General features: G+C 72.7%; 18 protein-coding genes. 14 read left to right on the plus strand and 4 right to left on the minus strand.

Annotated elements, in window-relative coordinates; translation table 11 throughout:
- Positions 1-12: 12 nt before the first annotated feature.
- The 3 genes from pstS to ACWEFJ_RS01450 all read right to left on the minus strand — a co-directional run bounded on the left by pstS (position 13) and on the right by ACWEFJ_RS01450 (position 3,012).
- Positions 13-1,137, minus strand: a complete 1,125-nt coding sequence (gene pstS, locus ACWEFJ_RS01440) for a phosphate ABC transporter substrate-binding protein PstS (protein ID WP_378088866.1) — start codon at positions 1,135-1,137, stop codon at positions 13-15.
- A gap of 192 nt (positions 1,138-1,329) precedes the next feature.
- A complete protein-coding gene (gene mshD / locus ACWEFJ_RS01445; RefSeq protein ID WP_449712571.1) occupies positions 1,330-2,208 on the minus strand; it encodes a mycothiol synthase in 879 nt (292 codons plus the stop codon).
- A gap of 48 nt (positions 2,209-2,256) precedes the next feature.
- Positions 2,257-3,012, minus strand: coding sequence for a winged helix-turn-helix domain-containing protein (locus tag ACWEFJ_RS01450; RefSeq protein WP_378088861.1), 756 nt, complete (start codon positions 3,010-3,012; stop codon positions 2,257-2,259).
- A 229-nt stretch (positions 3,013-3,241) separates the two neighbouring features.
- Here ACWEFJ_RS01450 and ACWEFJ_RS01455 point away from each other — a divergent pair, with 229 nt between their 5' ends.
- The 11 genes from ACWEFJ_RS01455 (at position 3,242) to ACWEFJ_RS01505 (ending at position 12,195) form a co-directional block, all read left to right on the plus strand.
- The gene (locus ACWEFJ_RS01455; RefSeq protein ID WP_378088859.1) at positions 3,242-3,934 is read left to right on the plus strand and encodes an alpha/beta hydrolase family protein; all 693 of its coding nucleotides are present in this window, start codon (positions 3,242-3,244) and stop codon (positions 3,932-3,934) included.
- Entirely contained in the window at positions 3,931-4,737 is an 807-nt protein-coding gene (locus tag ACWEFJ_RS01460; protein ID WP_378088857.1) for an LmeA family phospholipid-binding protein, read from the plus strand. The genes ACWEFJ_RS01455 and ACWEFJ_RS01460 overlap by 4 nt, the downstream gene beginning before the upstream one ends.
- Positions 4,734-5,162 carry a thioredoxin family protein gene (locus ACWEFJ_RS01465; protein ID WP_449712572.1) on the plus strand — a complete coding sequence of 143 codons (429 nt, stop codon included), beginning with the start codon at positions 4,734-4,736 and terminating at the stop codon, positions 5,160-5,162. The genes ACWEFJ_RS01460 and ACWEFJ_RS01465 overlap by 4 nt, the downstream gene beginning before the upstream one ends.
- Before the next feature lie 66 nt (positions 5,163-5,228).
- Complete coding sequence (locus ACWEFJ_RS01470) at positions 5,229-5,306, plus strand: putative leader peptide (RefSeq protein ID WP_378088884.1); 78 nt, start codon at positions 5,229-5,231, stop codon at positions 5,304-5,306.
- A 104-nt stretch (positions 5,307-5,410) separates the two neighbouring features.
- Positions 5,411-5,878, plus strand: coding sequence for a DUF4395 domain-containing protein (locus ACWEFJ_RS01475; RefSeq protein ID WP_378088853.1), 468 nt, complete (start codon positions 5,411-5,413; stop codon positions 5,876-5,878).
- A gap of 38 nt (positions 5,879-5,916) precedes the next feature.
- Positions 5,917-6,762, plus strand: a complete 846-nt coding sequence (locus ACWEFJ_RS01480; RefSeq protein ID WP_378088851.1) for a sulfurtransferase — start codon at positions 5,917-5,919, stop codon at positions 6,760-6,762.
- 1 nt (position 6,763) lies between these two features.
- Positions 6,764-7,066, plus strand: coding sequence for a DUF1416 domain-containing protein (locus ACWEFJ_RS01485; RefSeq protein ID WP_378088849.1), 303 nt, complete (start codon positions 6,764-6,766; stop codon positions 7,064-7,066).
- A gap of 199 nt (positions 7,067-7,265) precedes the next feature.
- Positions 7,266-7,901: an FABP family protein gene (locus tag ACWEFJ_RS01490; protein ID WP_378088846.1), complete on the plus strand. Its 636-nt coding sequence runs from the start codon at positions 7,266-7,268 to the stop codon at positions 7,899-7,901.
- Between the two features lie 76 nt (positions 7,902-7,977).
- A complete protein-coding gene (pxpB, locus tag ACWEFJ_RS01495; protein ID WP_449712573.1) occupies positions 7,978-8,583 on the plus strand; it encodes a 5-oxoprolinase subunit PxpB in 606 nt (201 codons plus the stop codon).
- Between the two features lie 20 nt (positions 8,584-8,603).
- Positions 8,604-9,494: a 5-oxoprolinase subunit C family protein gene (locus ACWEFJ_RS01500; RefSeq protein ID WP_378088842.1), complete on the plus strand. Its 891-nt coding sequence runs from the start codon at positions 8,604-8,606 to the stop codon at positions 9,492-9,494.
- 139 nt (positions 9,495-9,633) lie between these two features.
- Positions 9,634-12,195 carry a glycosyl hydrolase family 18 protein gene (locus tag ACWEFJ_RS01505; RefSeq protein ID WP_449712574.1) on the plus strand — a complete coding sequence of 854 codons (2,562 nt, stop codon included), beginning with the start codon at positions 9,634-9,636 and terminating at the stop codon, positions 12,193-12,195.
- 242 nt (positions 12,196-12,437) lie between these two features.
- On the opposite strand, the gene ACWEFJ_RS01510 is transcribed toward ACWEFJ_RS01505, so the two are convergent.
- On the minus strand, positions 12,438-13,280 hold the full coding sequence (locus ACWEFJ_RS01510; protein WP_378088838.1) for an aminodeoxychorismate lyase: 843 nt from the start codon (positions 13,278-13,280) through the stop codon (positions 12,438-12,440).
- Between the two features lie 34 nt (positions 13,281-13,314).
- Here ACWEFJ_RS01510 and ACWEFJ_RS01515 point away from each other — a divergent pair, with 34 nt between their 5' ends.
- The 3 genes from ACWEFJ_RS01515 (at position 13,315) to ACWEFJ_RS01525 (ending at position 15,804) form a co-directional block, all read left to right on the plus strand.
- A complete protein-coding gene (locus ACWEFJ_RS01515) occupies positions 13,315-13,764 on the plus strand; it encodes a Fur family transcriptional regulator (protein WP_449712575.1) in 450 nt (149 codons plus the stop codon).
- The gene (ygfZ, locus tag ACWEFJ_RS01520; protein ID WP_449712576.1) at positions 13,761-14,852 is read left to right on the plus strand and encodes a CAF17-like 4Fe-4S cluster assembly/insertion protein YgfZ; all 1,092 of its coding nucleotides are present in this window, start codon (positions 13,761-13,763) and stop codon (positions 14,850-14,852) included. The genes ACWEFJ_RS01515 and ygfZ overlap by 4 nt, the downstream gene beginning before the upstream one ends.
- Positions 14,853-14,955: 103 nt before the next feature.
- Complete coding sequence (locus tag ACWEFJ_RS01525) at positions 14,956-15,804, plus strand: BKACE family enzyme (protein WP_378088835.1); 849 nt, start codon at positions 14,956-14,958, stop codon at positions 15,802-15,804.
- Positions 15,805-15,833: the final 29 nt, after the last annotated feature.

Below are 15,833 nucleotides of genomic sequence, written 5' to 3' on the forward strand. Positions count from 1 at the left end.
GTGCCGGCCTGGTCAGGCGATGGCGTTGATGGCGGTCAGCAGCTTGTCCTGGAAGGCCTTGGGCAGCGGAGCGTAACCCGCGTCCGCCAGTCCTTCCTGGCCCGTGGTCGCCGCGACCGTGAGGAACGCCTTGAGGGCCTTCGCGGTGTCGGCGTCGTAGCCCTTCGAGCAGACGATCTCGTAGGTGGCCAGCAGCAGCGGGTAGGCGCCCGCGGTGGTGGAGCCGTAGATCGACTTGAGGTCGAGGACCAGGTCGTTGCCCGTGCCCTTGATCTGCGCGCCGTCGATGGCCTTGCCGACCGTCTCGTCGGTCAGCTCGACCGGGCCGGAGCCGTTGTCGATCTTGGCGATGGACAGCTTGTTGTCCTGCGCGAACGACAGCTCGACGTAGGTGATGGCGCCGTCGACCGAGCCCGCGGCCTGCGCGACGCCGGCGGACTTCTCCTTGCCCTCGCCGACACCGCCCTTGAACTGCTTGCCCGCGCCCTGCGTCCAGGCGCCCTTCGAGGCGGTCTCCAGGTAGAGCTGGAAGTTGTCCGTGGTGCCGGACTCGTCCGAGCGGTAGACGACCTTGATGTCCTTGTCCGGCAGCGACGCGCCGCTGTTCAGCGCGGCGATGGCCGGGTCGTTCCACTTCTTGACGCCGCCGTTGAAGATCTTGGCCGCGACCTCGGCGTTGAGCACCAGGTCGGTGACGCCCTCGAGCTTGTAGCCGAGCGCGACCGGGCCGAACACGAGCGGCAGGTTCCAGGCCGGGTTGCCCTTGCAGCGCTCGGCCGCGCTCGCGACCTCGCCCTTGCTCTCGGACAGCGGCGAGTCGGAGCCCGCGAAGTCCACCTGGCCGCCGATGAACTGCTTGACGCCGGCGCCGGAGCCCTGCGCGTTGTACGCGACGTTCGAGCCGGAGCACTGCTGCTGGTAGGCCTGCACGAACGTGTCGATCGCGTTCTTCTGCGCCGAAGAACCCTCACCGGTCAGGTTCGACTTGCCACCGCACTCGACCGGGGTCGACGACTGGCCGGCCGCCGAGGTCGAGCCCCCGCCGGCGGTGGTGTTGTCATCGCTGCCACACGCGGTGAGCAGAAGCGCACCGGCCGCGATCAGGCCGAGAACGGCGCCGTGTCGCTTGGTCTTCACCTGAGGTCCTCCAGCTGCGGAAGCGGATTCGCGGCGCACCTCGGCCGCTCGACACGGACGGTAGGCAGCGAGGGTGGACACGCGCAGAGGAGGAAATGAACGGAAGGTGAACACCGCACGGGAAGTGACCGAGTACACCGCCTTTTGGGTGTCCCGTGACCTGCACGTTTGCATGGCGTGATGGGTTTGTCACTACCGGGCGTATTGGACGTCGGAGTCCCATCGGCGGAACCCCAACCGGGTGTACACGGCCAGTGCCGCCGCGTTGTCGGACTCGACGTAGAGCATCACCTCGGTGAGGCCCGCGTCGCGCAGGTGGGCCAGCCCGGCGAGCGTGATGGCTTTGCCGAGACCGCCGCCCTGCGCGTCCGGGTCCACGCCGACCACGTAGACCTCGCCCAGCTCGGCGGTGTGCGCCTTGGTCCAGTGGAAGCCGAGCAGCCGCCCGTCCGCGTCCACGGCGAGGAGGAACCCGGCCGGGTCGAACCAGGGCTGCTCCTCCTTGTCGCGCACGTCCTCGATGCTCATGGCGCCCTGCTCGGGGTGCCACGAGAACGCCCGGTGGTTGACGTAGACGACGGCCGCCTCGTCCCGGCCGGGCACGAACGGGCGCAGCGAGACGCCGTCCGGCAGCACGGGCTCGGGCAGTTCGGCGTCGAGGGCGCGGCGCAGCCGCAGCAGCTCGCGGACCTTGCGGAAGCCGAGCTTCCCGGCCAGCGCGGCGGCGCCGGGGTGGCCGCCGTGCGACCAGACCCGGACGGGCTTGGCGCGGTCGGCCAGCGCCTCGACCAGGGCCGTGCCGACGCCGCGCCGGCGGTGGTCGGGGTGGACGGCCAGCTCGGCGACCTCGTTGCCGTCGGCGTCGCCGAACACGTCCAGGTGCAGGTAGCCGACCAGGGCCGCGCCCTCGCGGGCCAGCAGGTGGCGGCTGCCGCGCGCGTCGGGGCGCAGGCGCAGGGTCACGGCCTCGCCGACCGGGGCGACGCCGTCGGCGGCTTCGGCGGCCCCGAGCAGGTCCGAGACCTCGGCGGCCTGCTCGGGGGTGACGCTCTCGTACCAGGTCAGATCCACGCCACGAAGGTAGTGGAACCACCCGCGGCCGTCGCGCCGCGGCGGCGATCAGGCGCGGAAGATCAGCTCGGCCTCGTCGATCGTGGTCTCCGGCAGGTCGACGTGGTGCTCGACGCGGCGGGTGCTGCCCGGCCGCGGCGGGCGGACGAACTTGTAGCCCACGTTGCGCACGGTGCCGATCAGGGACTCGTGCTCGGGGCCGAGCTTGGCGCGCAGCCGCCGGACGTGCACGTCCACCGTGCGGGTGCCGCCGAAGAAGTCGTAGCCCCAGACCTCCTGGAGCAGCTGGGCGCGGGTGAACACGCGGCCCGCGTGCTGCGCCAGGTACTTCAGCAGCTCGAACTCCTTGTAGGTGAGGTCGAGCGGGCGGCCGCGCAGGCGCGCGGTGTAGGTGGCCTCGTCGATGACCAGCTCGCCGAGCTGCAGCGAGCCGTCGCCGCCGGGCTGGGTCGCGCCGCGCCGGGAGCGCACCAGGCGCAGCCGGGCGTCCACCTCGGCGGGGCCGGAGGTGGGGAGCAGGATCTCGTCCACGCTCCAGTCGGAGTTGACCGCGACCAGGCCGCCCTCGGTGACGACGGCCACCACGGGCACGTCCACCCCGCTGGAGTCCAGCAGGCGGCACAGGCTGCGCGCGCCCACCAGGTCGGTCCTGGCGTCGACCAGGACGATGTCGTGCGGGCCGGCCTCCAGCAGCGCGGAGACCTCGGGCCGCAGCGGGCGGACCTCGTGCGGCAGGAGCGACAGCGCGGGGAGAACCGCCTCGGGATCGGAGTCGGTGGTCAGCAGCAGCACGTCGATGCTCATCGCGGCGCCCTCTCGTTCGGCCGGTGCGTGGTCACCGACCAGGCACAGGCGAAGTACGGTGACCGGGCCCCGTTGCCTGCGGATGACGGAGACAATACCGGTGCAACCCACGAAAGACCCAGGTCAGCAGGACCGGGTCACAGTTGTTTCCACAAGCGTCACGCCTGTTACATCCATGTCACACGACGCCGTCCTCCTGCACGGGGTGCACGTGAGGTCGTCACGCTCCGTGACGGATCTCGCATTCGTGGTGGGCCACGGCTTCACCAACCACGTCCGCAAGCCGTTCGTCGCCCGCGTGCTGCGCCGGTTCGCCGGGCACGGCGGGGTCGTCGCGCTCGACTTCCGGGGCCACGGCCGGTCGGGCGGGCGCTCCACCGTCGGGGGCGACGAGGTGCACGACCTCGCGGCCGGGGTTTCGCTGGCCCGCGACCTCGGGTACCGGCGGGTGGTGACGGTCGGTTTCTCCATGGGCGCGTCCATCGCGCTGCGCCACGCGGGCCTGCACGACGACCGCCCGGACGCCGTGGCGGCGGTCAGCGCGCCGTCGCGCTGGTGGATCCGCGAGACGGCGGCCATGCGCCGGGTGCACTGGCTGCTCGAGCAGCCGCACGGCAGGCTCGCCGCCCGCGCGCTGGGCGTGCGCCTGGGCCCGCCGTGGCGCACACCGCCGGAGAGCCCGCTGGAGGTCGTGCACCGGATCCCGCCGACTCCGCTGCTCATCGTGCACGGCGAGCTGGACCACTACTTCGGCCCGGCGCACGCGGTGGCGCTGCACCGGGCCGCGGGCGGCGACGCGGAGCTGTGGCTGGAGCCCGGCGTGCGGCACGCCGAGTCCGCCATGACGCCCGCTCTGGTAGACCGGATCGCGACCTGGCTGGACGACCGAACGTCCGGACGACCGACGAAGGGCAGCCGATGACCGCGACCGAGACCCGGCGCCGCCGTCCCGCGCGCGGCCGCAAGCTGATCATCGCCGTGCTGGTGGTGGGCGGGCTGCTGGTCGCGGCCGACTTCGGGCTGGCCGCGGCGGGCGAGTACCAGGTCGCGCAGAGGATGCGGCAGAAGTTCGGGCTGAGCGAGGACCCGTCGGTCCGGATCAACGGCTTCCCGTTCATCACCCAGGCCATCGCCGGCGACTACCGCGACATCGAGATCAGCGCCACCGGCGTGCCCGTCCGCGACCAGCTCCGGGACCTGGAGATCCGGGCGAACCTCCACCACACCCGCATCGGCCTGTCCGACCTGCTGTCGGGCAACACCCGCGGCGCGAAGATCGACCAGGTGCGGGGCAGCGTCAAGATCAAGGCCAACGACCTGAACCGCCTGGTCAACCAGGTCACGCCGTTCACCGACATGGCGATCGAACCGGACCGCCGGGCCGAGCCGCCCGCCGGGCAACAGCCGGACCCGACGGTCGCGGCGGTGAAGCTGTCCGGCAACACCAAGGTGGCCGGCCGCAGCCTGCGCATCACCGCCTACGGCACGGTGTCGCTGGTCAACGGCCAAGTTGCGATCGCTATGACCGACGTCGAGCTGGACGACAGGGCGCTGGAAGGGCTGGACGCGGTGCTCGGCGTGGTGCGCGAGGCGCTGAGCGTGACCATCGACCCCGGCTCCCTCCCCTTCACCGTGACGCCCACGGCGGTCAAGGTGGAGAGCGGCGCGTTCACCGTCGAGGGCGCCATCAACGACATCCCCCTGGACGAGGGCGGCAACCGGTGACGACGGGCGTGTGGGCGCTGCTCGGCGCGGTGGCGCTGGTGGCCGTGATCGCGGTGGCGCTGCGCCTGCGGGACGGGCGGGTGCGGGCCGCCAGGCCGGTCGCGGCCCTGCCCGCGCCCGTCCGGGACCTGCTGGACGGGCGGACGCCGGTGACCCTCGTTCAGCTCTCCACCGAGTTCTGCGCCACCTGCCGGCAGACCCGGTCGCTGCTGGAGGACCTCGCGGACCGCACCGAGGGGCTGCGGCACGTGGAGCTCGACGTGACCGACCTGCCCGACGTCGCGGCCGAGCTGGGCGTGCTGCGCGCGCCGACCACGCTGGCGCTGACCCCGGCCGGCGCGGAACTGCTGCGGGTCGGCGGGATCCCGAAGCCGGACCCGTTGATGGCGGCATTGCGCCCACACCTGCCTGGACCGTTCGGGTGATCCTGCGGCCTCCCACCTGATGGACGCCACTCCCGACAGCAGGGACGACCGGCTACCCTCGGGACCATGACCACGCTGCTGACCAAGCGACTCGCGGTGGACCTGTGCCGCGTGCGCAGCAGCCTGTGTCGCGCGACGCGCTGACCGGGCGGTCCCCGGCGGCGCCGCAGGCCCTTGACGGGCGTGCGCGGCTGCCCTAACACCGCCTGAGACGGACTGCCTGTCTTGTCCACCGTCAGGAGGTCGCCGTGCCCGCAGGAACCACCGCCACCGCACCCGCCGCCAAGGACGCGCCGGTCGACCCCCGCGGCCCGCGGTTCAGCGCCTGGATCACCACCGCCATCCTGGCGGTCGTGCTGCTGACCGGGTCGTGGCGGCTGCTCGCCGCGCAGACCGTGCTGTTCGGGATGTGCGCGTTCATCTCGCTCAAGCTCAACCCGTGGGGCCACGTGTACCGGTTCGCGGTGCAGCCGAGGATCAAGCCGACGACCGAGCGCGAGGAGGCCGCCCCGCTGCGGTTCGCGCAGGGCGTCGGGTTCGTCTTCGCGCTCACCGGCACGATCGGCTACGCCACCGGCCTCACCGCGCTCGGAGTCGTCGCGACGTCCGCCGCGCTGGTCGCCGCGCTGCTCAACGCCGCGGTCGGCCTGTGCCTGGGCTGCGAGATGTTCCTGCTCCTGCGCCGCTACGCGCCCGCGCTCGCCCGACCCCAGTGACCTAAGTCGCACTAGAACGAAGAATTGGGAGCAGCTCGATGAGCCGTGAAGACGTCCTGGTCTCGGCCGCCTGGTCCGAGGAGAACCTCAACACGCCCGGCGTGGTGTTCGTCGAGGTGGACGAGGACACCACCGCCTACGACGGTGGCCACATCCCCGGCGCGGTGAAGATCGACTGGAAGAACGAGCTCCAGGACCCCGTCCGCCGCGACTTCGTGGACCGCGAGGGCTTCGAGAAGCTGCTGTCCGCCAAGGGCATCGCCAACGACGACACGGTCATCCTCTACGGCGGCAACAACAACTGGTTCGCCGCCTACGCGTACTGGTACTTCAAGCTGTACGGGCACGACTCGGTGAAGCTGCTCGACGGCGGCCGCAAGAAGTGGGAGCTGGACGGCCGCCCGCTGGACAAGGAGCAGGTCGAGCGCCCGGCCACCGAGTACAAGGCCCAGGAGCAGAACCTCGCGATCCGCGCGTTCCGCGACGAGGTCGTGGACGCGATCGGCAAGAAGAACCTGGTCGACGTGCGCTCGCCCGACGAGTTCTCCGGCAAGCTGCTCGCGCCCGCCCACCTGCCGCAGGAGCAGGCGCAGCGCGCCGGCCACATCCCGAGCGCGATCAACGTGCCGTGGAGCAAGGCGGCCAACGAGGACGGCACGTTCAAGTCGAACGAGGAGCTGGCCGAGATCTACGGCGAGGCCGGCTTCGACGGCTCGCGCAAGACGATCGCCTACTGCCGCATCGGCGAGCGCTCGTCGCACACGTGGTTCGCGCTGCACGAGCTGCTCGGCCACGAGGACGTGAAGAACTACGACGGTTCCTGGACCGAGTACGGCTCGCTGGTCGGCGTGCCCGTCGAGCTCGGCAGCGGCAAGGAGGACTGACATGAGCTTGGACGGTTGCGGCGCGCCCCAGCAGGGGGTCGACATCCAGGTCGGCGCGAACGAGGTCGTGCTGAGCGGCAAGGTGCGCGCCGAGGGCGCGCCGGTCGGCGGCGCGTTCGTGCGGCTGCTGGACGCCTCGGGCGAGTTCACCGCCGAGGTCGTCTCCTCGGCCGACGGCGACTTCCGGTTCTTCGCCGCGCCGGGCACGTGGACGATCCGCGCGCTGCACCGGTCCGGCAACGGGCAGGCGTCGGTCAACGCGGAGGGGCCGGGCGTGCACCCGGTCGAGGTCGCGGTGGCCTGAGTCCGGGAGCGCACGGGCTGCCCCCGGCGCTACCCCTCGCCGACCCCGGTGGCGTTCGCCACCGGGGTCGGCGGCTTCCCGGGTCCGACGCCTAGACTGGCCGGGTGGAACACTTCTTCACCGGGTTGCTGGTCCTCGTGTCCCTGCTGGTCGTGTGGTTCGCCGGCTACGTGGTGTACCGCCTGTTCTCCGACCAGCGGTGAGCGACAACGGGCCCGTTCCGGGCAGTGGTGACGCGGCCGTGCAGGCCGCCGCGGCACGCGCGTCGGTGACCGGCGCGCGCAACCTGCCGCAGTTCGACGACCTGCCGATCCCCGCGGACACGGCGAACCTGCGCTCCGGCCCGTCGCTGCACGACGCGTGCCTGGCGCTGCTGCCGCTGGTGGGCGTGTGGCGCGGCGAGGGCGAGGTCGTGTACCCGACGATCGACGGCCCGTTCCGGTACGGGCAGCAGATCACGTTCGCGCACGACGGCCGGCCGTTCCTGTACTACGAGGCCCGCGCCTGGCTGCTGGACGAGAACGGCGGCGTGATCCGCCAGGCGGCGCGCGAGACCGGCTTCTGGCGGCCGCAGCCGGACGACACGATCGAGGTGCTGCTCACGCACAACACCGGGATCGTGGAGCTGTACTACGGCAAGCCGCGCACCCAGACGTCGTGGGAGATCTCCACCGACGCGGTGGTCCGCACGGCGACGGCCAAGGAGGTCACCGGGGCGCAGCGGCTGTACGGCATCGTCAACAACGGCGACCTGGCGTACGTCGAGGAGCGGGCCATGGTGGGTCAGCCGCTCCAGCCGCACACGTCCGCGCACCTCAAGCGCGTCGTCGGGTAACCGGTCCGCGGCGGGGCCGTTCGCCGGCGCCCGCTGCGGCTTGGGTTGTTCAACAATCCTCATCTACTCTGGACGCATGCGGCTGCGGCGTTGCGGCACCGACGCGGTGCTCGTCGAGGTGGGCTCGCCCGGCGAGGTGGAGGCGGTGCGCGCCGCGGTCGCGGCGGCGGAGCTGCCCGACGTGGTCGAGCTGGTGCCGGCCGCCCGCACGGTCCTGGTCGTGACCAGGCCGGGCGGCCTGCGCGCGGTCCGCGACGTGCTGGCCGCCGCCGACCCGGCGCACGCGGCCCTGGCGGAGGGGGCCGAGGTCGTCATCCCGGTCCGCTACGACGGCCCCGACCTGGACCTGGTCGCCGAGACCGCGGGCCTGACCGCCGCCGAGGTGGTCGAGCTGCACGCGGGCGCGCGCTACCGGGTCGCGTTCTGCGGGTTCGCCCCCGGCTTCGCCTACCTGACCGGCCTGCCCGAGCCGCTGCGCCAGCCGCGCCTGGACTCGCCGCGCACCCGGGTCCCGGCGGGCTCGGTGGGCGTGGCCGGCGAGTACACCGCCGCCTACCCCCGTGCCACGCCCGGCGGCTGGCGGCTGATCGGCCGCACCGACGCGCCGCTGTTCGACCCGCGCCGCGCCGCGCCCGCCCTGCTCACCCCCGGCGACCGCGTCCGCTTCGAGGCCGTCCGGTGAGCCCAACGCCCGGAACGCGCGTGTCCTGCGTTCGGAACACCCGGGTTGAACGCCCGCGCACGCTCACCGTCCTGCGCACCGGCCCGCAGGCCCTGGTCCAGGACCTCGGCCGGCCCGGTCACGCGCACCTCGGCGTGCCGCCCTCCGGCGCGCTCGACCCGCCCTCCCTCACGCTCGCCAACCGCCTGGTCGGCAACCCCGAGGACGCCGCCTGCCTCGAAGTGCTCCTCGGCGGCCTGGCCCTGCGCGCCAACGCCTCCTGCACGGTCGCCGTCACCGGCCCGTCCACCCCGACCCTGGTCAACGGCGTCCTGCGCGACCCGCCGCTGCACCTGGCGCCGGGCGACACCCTCGTCCTCGGCACGCCCCGCGGCGGCCTGCGGTCCTACGTCGCGGTGTCCGGCGGCATCGCCGTCCCGGCCGACCTGGGCAGCCGCGCCACCGACCTGCTCTCCGGCCTCGGCCCGGCCCCGCTGCGCCCGGACGACGAGCTGCCGCTGGGCGACCCGACCGGCGTGCCGGTGGGCGTGGACGTGCTGGTGCCGCGGCACGTCCCGGACGAGCTGGTCGTGCCCGTCGTGCCGGGTCCCCGCGACGACTGGTTCGACGACCCCGTGCGCCGGCTCGCCGCCGGCCGCTGGACGGTCTCCGAGCGCAGCAACCGCGTCGGGTTGCGCCTCACCGGCACGGCGCTGGAGCGGACCGCCGACCGGGTCGGGCGGGAGCTGCCGAGCGAGGGCCTGGTCACCGGCGCGGTGCAGGTGCCCGCCGACGGCCGGCCCGTCGTCTTCCTCGCCGACCACCCCACGACCGGCGGTTACCCGGTGATCGGCGTGGTCGCGCCGGAGGCGCTGCCGCTGCTCGGCCAGGCCGCGCCGGGCACGCGGCTGCGGTTCGCGCCCCGAACCTGAGCGCGCGGCCGAACGGACGCAATTGGTCTAGACCCATTGTCAAGGCGGGCGGCACGACTTACGTTCGGAGGCGTTCGGCAAGCGCACGACCAGGCCGCCGTGGTTCTCGACTGATCCCTTATTCGAGAGGCACACCCTGATGCGCCGACCAGCCATCGCGCTCGTGGCCTTAGCCCTGGCCACCGCAGCGCTGTCCGCACCGGCCGCCGCCGCGACCGGTCCGACCGCCACGTTCAGCAGGACCGGCACCACGGGCAAGTTCGTGGTCGCCAACCCCACGACCGCCGCCGTCTCCGGCTGGTCGATCAAGTTCGACCTGCCGCCCGGCGTCACCGTCAGCGGCGCGCAGCACGCCACCACCACCCAGACCGGCACGCGGGTCACCCTGACGCCCGCGTTCTACATCAACTCGATCCCGGCGGGCCGCACCACCGACCCGTACAGCCCGACGTTCACCCTCAGCCAGGCCGTCGACCCGACGACCTGCACGATCAACGGCGCGAGCTGCGACGGCAGCGGCCCGCCCCCACCGCCGCCCGCGCCGACCACCGCCGACTTCAGCCTCGCCGGCTCGACCGGCAGGTTCGTCGTGAACAACAACACCGACGCGGTGCTCGCCGACTGGTCGATCACGTTCACGCTGCCCGCCGGCGTCACGGCGAGCAACGCGCAGCACGCCACGATCAGCCAGACCGGCGCCACCGTCACGCTCAACCCGGTGCACTACAACCGGAGCGTGGCGGCACGGCGGTCCACCGAGCCCTACAGCCCCACGTTCACGCTGAGCGCGGCCGTCGAACCGGTCACCTGCCGGGTCAACAACGCCAACTGCGACGGCACGCCCGACACCCCGCCCACGCCGCCCGCCAACCTGCACTCGCCGGTGAAGACGACCAGGACCGTCTCCCTGGCGTGGACGGCGTCGGCCCCGGGCTCCCTGCCCGTCGCCGGCTACGAGGTCTACAACGGCTCCGCCCTGGCCGCCTCGGTCACGTCCACCGGCGCCACCGTCACCGGGCTCACCCCGAACACGGCGTACACCTTCACGGTGAAGGCCAAGGACACCAAGGGCACGCTGTCCACCGCGTCCAACGCGGTGTCGGTGACCACCAACAACCCCGCGGACGACACCCAGCCGCCGTCCGCGCCGGCCAACCTGCGCAGCACCGCGAAGGACGCCGGCAGCGTCACGCTGAGCTGGGACGCGTCCACCGACAACCGGGGCGTGGCCAACTACGACGTCTACCAGGGCGACTCGGTCCGGGCGACGGTCACCGGCACGACGGCGAAGGTCGACGGGCTGTCACCGTCCACCGAGTACACCTTCACGGTCCGCGCCCGCGACCTGTACGACAACGTGTCCACCGCGAGCCGGGCGATCACCGTGTCCACTTCGGACATCGTGAACGGGTACGCGCGGGTCGGTTACTTCGTGCAGTGGGGCATCTACGGCCGCCAGTACTTCGTGAAGAACCTGGACACCAGCGGCACGGCGGCCAGGCTGACCCACCTGAACTACGCGTTCGGCAACATCGACCCGGTCAACCTGACGTGCCTGCACGGCGTCACCAAGGGCACCTCGTCCAACCCGCAGGACCCCAACCAGGGCGACGGCGCGGGGGACGCGGAAGCCGACTACAGCAGGCCGTTCGGCGCGGCGCAGTCCGTGGACGGCGTCGGCGACACCGGCTGGGAGCCGCTGCGCGGCAACTACAACCAGCTGCGCAAGCTCAAGGCCAAGCACCCGCACCTCAAGGTGCTGATCTCGCTGGGCGGGTGGACGTACTCGAAGTACTTCTCCGACGTCGCGGCCACGGACGCGGCCCGCAAGAAGTTCGTCAAGTCCTGCCTGGACATCTACATCCGGGGCAACCTGCCCGTCTACAACGCGGCCGGCGGCCCCGGCACCGCGGCGGGCATCTTCGACGGCATCGACCTCGACTGGGAGTGGCCGGGCGCGGAGGGCCACCCCGGCAACCACGTCGGCCCGAACGACAAGCAGAACAACACCCTGCTGATCGAGGAGTTCCGGCGGCAGCTCGACGAGCTGACCCGGGAGACGGGCCGGCGCTACGACCTGACCGCGTTCACCCCGGCCGACCCGGCGAAGATCAACGCGGGCTGGGACCTGCCGCGGGTGGCGAAGTCCCTGGACATCTTCAACGTGCAGGGCTACGACTTCCACGGCGCGGGCAGCGACAACTCGTGGGAGCCGAACCGGACCGGCCACCAGGGCAACCTGTACGCCGACGCGGACGACCCGTACCCGTTCCACTTCAGCGTCGAGAACGCGGTGAACGCCTACACGTCGGTCGGCGTGAACCCGCGCAAGATCACCATCGGGTTGGCGTTCTACGGCCGGGGCTGGCAGGGCGTCCAGGCGGGTGACCGCAACGGCGAGTGGCAGTCGGCGACCGGGGCCGCGCCCGGCCAGTTCGCCGAGGAGGCGGGCACGCGCGGGTACTCGAACCTGCTGGCGAGCGTGCCCGGCTGCACGGTGCACCACGACGAGGCCGCGGTGGCGACGTCCTGCTTCACCGGCAACGGCGGGCAGTGGTGGACGTTCGACGACGTGTGGGCGATCCAGAAGAAGACCGCGTGGCTCAAGCAGCGCGGCCTGCTCGGCGCGATGATCTGGGAGATGTCCGGCGACACCGCCAACGGCACCCTGATCAACGCCGTGGACGCCGGCCTGAGGTGACCGCGGGCGGTCCCCCGGGGCGGAGGAGGCCCCGGGGACCGCCTCCCCGGCCCACACCACCCCGCGAGGCCGCGCCAGTCGCTCACGCCTCACACCCCACGAAGTCGCGTCGTCTCGCCGGCTCCCCCTCGCTGGGTCGCGTCGTCTCGCCGGCCGACCACCCGCGAGGTCGCGACTTCCGGGCGACCGAGCCGCCGTCTGCGGAGCAGCGGCCATCCAACACCGAGCAGCGGCCATTCAATTCAGTACTCGGATTCGTACAGCTCGGCGAGCCGCGCGTGCAGTTCGGTGGAGTCCGGCAGGGTCTTGCCGTCCAGCGTGTGCACGCGGGTGATCTTGCGGACGCTCGACACCAGGAGCACGGCGTCCGCCGAGTACAGCTCCTCCACCTCGACGGGCCGCACCTCCACCGCCCAGCCGTCGCGCCCGGCGGCCCGGAACAGCGCGGCCTGCGTCGTGCCGGGCAGGATGCCCAGCTCGGCGGGCGGCGTGGTCAGGGTGCGACCGCGGGCCATGACCAGCGTGGACGTGGGTCCTTCCAGGACCGAGCCGGACGAGGTGGTGAACACGACCTCGGCCGCGCCGCGCCGCTCGGCCTCGCGCAACGCGGCCATGTTCACCGCGTACGACAGCGACTTGGCCCCGAGCAGCAGCCACGGCGCGCGGTCCATCAAGCCGGGCTCGATGCCCCGGTCGAGGGTCACCGCGGCGATGCCCTCGGCCCGCTGGAGCATCACCTTCGGCGCGATGTCCATGCCCAGCGCGAACCCGGTGGGCGTGCCGTCGCCGCCCTCGACCCCGCGCGTGTAGACGAGCTTGAGCGCGATCTCCGCGCCGCCCGTCCAGTTGTCGAGCACGAGGCCGACGGCGCGCTCGAACGCGGCCCGGTCCGGCTCCGGCAGGTCCAGCATGGCCGCCGAGCGGGCCAGGCGGTCCAGGTGGGGGTCGAGTTCCCGGGGCTTGCCGTCGACGACGAGGATCGTCTCGAAGACGCCGTCCCCGCGCATCAGGCCGAAGTCGTCGACCCGGATCAGCGGGGCGTCGGGGTCGGCCAGGGTTCCGTCCAGCAGTGCGAGCACGCGCATACCGTGAGACTACTCACGGCCTACCATCGGGTTCGTGGACACCGCCAGCGCTCCCAAGGCCCTGCGCAAGACGCTGCACGAACGCGGCATGCGGATGACGCCCCAGCGGCAGCTCGTCCTGGACGCCGTGCGCGAGCTGGAGCACGCCACACCCGAGCAGATCTGCCAGCGCGTGCAGGTCACCGCGCCCACGGTGAACATCACCACGGTCTACCGCACGCTCGACCTGCTGGACCGGCTCGGCCTGGTCCGGCACACCCACCTCGGGCACGGCGCGCCCACCTACTCGGTCCAGGAGCACGAGCACGTGCACCTGGTGTGCCACCGGTGCGGCCACGTGGACGAGGTGCCGTGCGAGCTGCTCGCACCGCTCGCGGGAACACTGCGGGGGTCGCACGGGTTCGAACTGGACGCGAGCCACCTCGCGCTGTCCGGCACGTGCCGCGAGTGCCTGACCACGAGCGCCCCGAAGGAGTCCCCGTGAGTTCACCGCTGTTGGCCGCGCCGGGCGCGGTCGCGCCGTTCGAGGGCGCCGTGGACCAGGGCGTGCCCTGGCACTTCGGCGACCCGTTCGCCGAGCAGCGCGCCGCGGCCCGGTCGGTGGCCGTCTTCGACCGGTCGAACCGCGCCGTGCTCGCGGTGCCGGGCGACGACCGGCTGACCTGGCTGCACTCGCTGACCAGCCAGCACTTCACCGCGCTCGGCGAGGGCGAGGGCACCGAGGCGCTGATCCTGGACGTCCAGGGCCGGGTCGAGCACCACGCCGCGGTCGCGCACGTCGGCGGCGTCGTCTACCTCGACACGGAGGCGTCGCGGGCGGCGGAGCTGCTCGCCTACCTGACCAAGATGGTGTTCTGGTCGAAGGTCGAGCCGCGGGACGCGACGGCCGAGCTGGCGGTGCTGACCGTCGTCGGCCCCGACGTCCCCGACCTGTTCGCCCGCCTGGACCTGCCGCTGCCCGCGGGCCCGCACGGCGTGGTCGCGCTCGACGGCGGCTTCGCCCGCCGGTCGCCGTGGCCCGGCCCGGACGCGGTCGACCTGGTGGTCCCGCGCGGCGGGATCGCCGACTGGTGGGCGCGGCTCACCGGCGCGGGCGCCCGCCCGGCGGGCACCTGGGCGTTCGAGGCGCTGCGGGTGGAGTCCCTGCGGCCGCGCCTGGGCGTGGACACCGACGAGAAGACCATCCCGCACGAGGTGAACTGGATCGGCGAGGCCGTGCACCTCGACAAGGGCTGCTACCGGGGTCAGGAGACGGTCGCGAAGGTGCACAACGTCGGCCGCCCGCCGCGCCGGATGCTGCTGCTGCACCTGGACGGCACCCGCGAGGTGCGGCCGGAGACCGGCGACCCGGTGCTGGTGGAGGACCGCGTGGTCGGCCGGGTCGGCAGCGTGGCGATGCACCACGAGCTGGGCACGATCGTGTTGGCGCTGGTCAAGCGGTCCGTGCCGGTGGAGACCGAGCTGCTGGTCGGCGCGGAGGACCGCCGCGTGCAGGCGCGGGTCGATCCCGACTCGGTGCCGCCCGACACCCCCGGCCTCGGCCGGGAGGCGGCCCGCAACCTCGGCCGCTGATCGTCCGGTCCGGAAAACCGGGCACCGCGCCTGCCTGCGGTTCCGGGTGCCCGGTCGGGTGCTGACCCGCTGGTCCGAACGGGTTCTGTGTCAGGATCACGGCATGTCCCGACCCGGATCCCACGGCACGCTGCTCACCGTCGCCCCCACCGGGGCCGAGCACGCCAAGGCCGACGTCCCGCAGCTGCCGGTCACCCTGGAGGAGCTGGTCCGCACCGCCCGGGCGTGCGAGCAGGTCGGCGCCGCCATGGTCCACGTGCACATCCGCGGCGCGGACACCAGGCCGACGCTGGACCTCGGGCTGCTGAAGGAGACCGTGGCCGCCCTGCGCGAGCACACGGACCTCGTCGTGCAGCTGTCCACCGGCGGCGCGGTGACCGACCCGGAGGCCGACCGGCTGCGGGTGCTCGACGCCCTGCCCGACTCGGCGTCCTGCACCATGGGCACGGTGAACTTCGGCGACGACGTCTTCCTGAACCGCTGGGAGTTCGTCGTCGCCCTGCACAAGGGGATGCAGGAGCGGGGCATCGTCCCGGAGTACGAGATCTTCGACATCGGCCAGCTCGCGTCGCTGCGGCGGCTGCTGGACCGGCACGGGCTGCCCGCGGGCGGCAAGGTGCACGTCGACCTGGTCATGGGCGTGCCGGGAGGCATGCCCGGCGACGCGGAGACCCTGGTGGCGGCGTTGCGGCTGCTGCCGGAGGGCGCGTCGTTCTCGGCGACGGGCATCGGGCGGACCACCCTGCCGGTGATGCTGACGGCGTTGGCCGCCGGCGGTCACCTGCGGGTCGGCATGGAGGACACGCTGTCGTACGCCAAGGGGCAGCCGGTCCGGGACAACGCGCAACTGGTCGCCCGCGCGGCGGGCCTGGCCAAGATCGCCCAGCGCCCGCCCTTGTCGCCCGCCCAGGCACGTGAGCTGCTCGGCGTGCGCAGTCCGGTACAGGTTTGAGACAACTTTGGAAGCAGGTTTGTGTTGGC

It is taken from the genome of Actinosynnema sp. NPDC004786, from assembly GCF_053601135.1.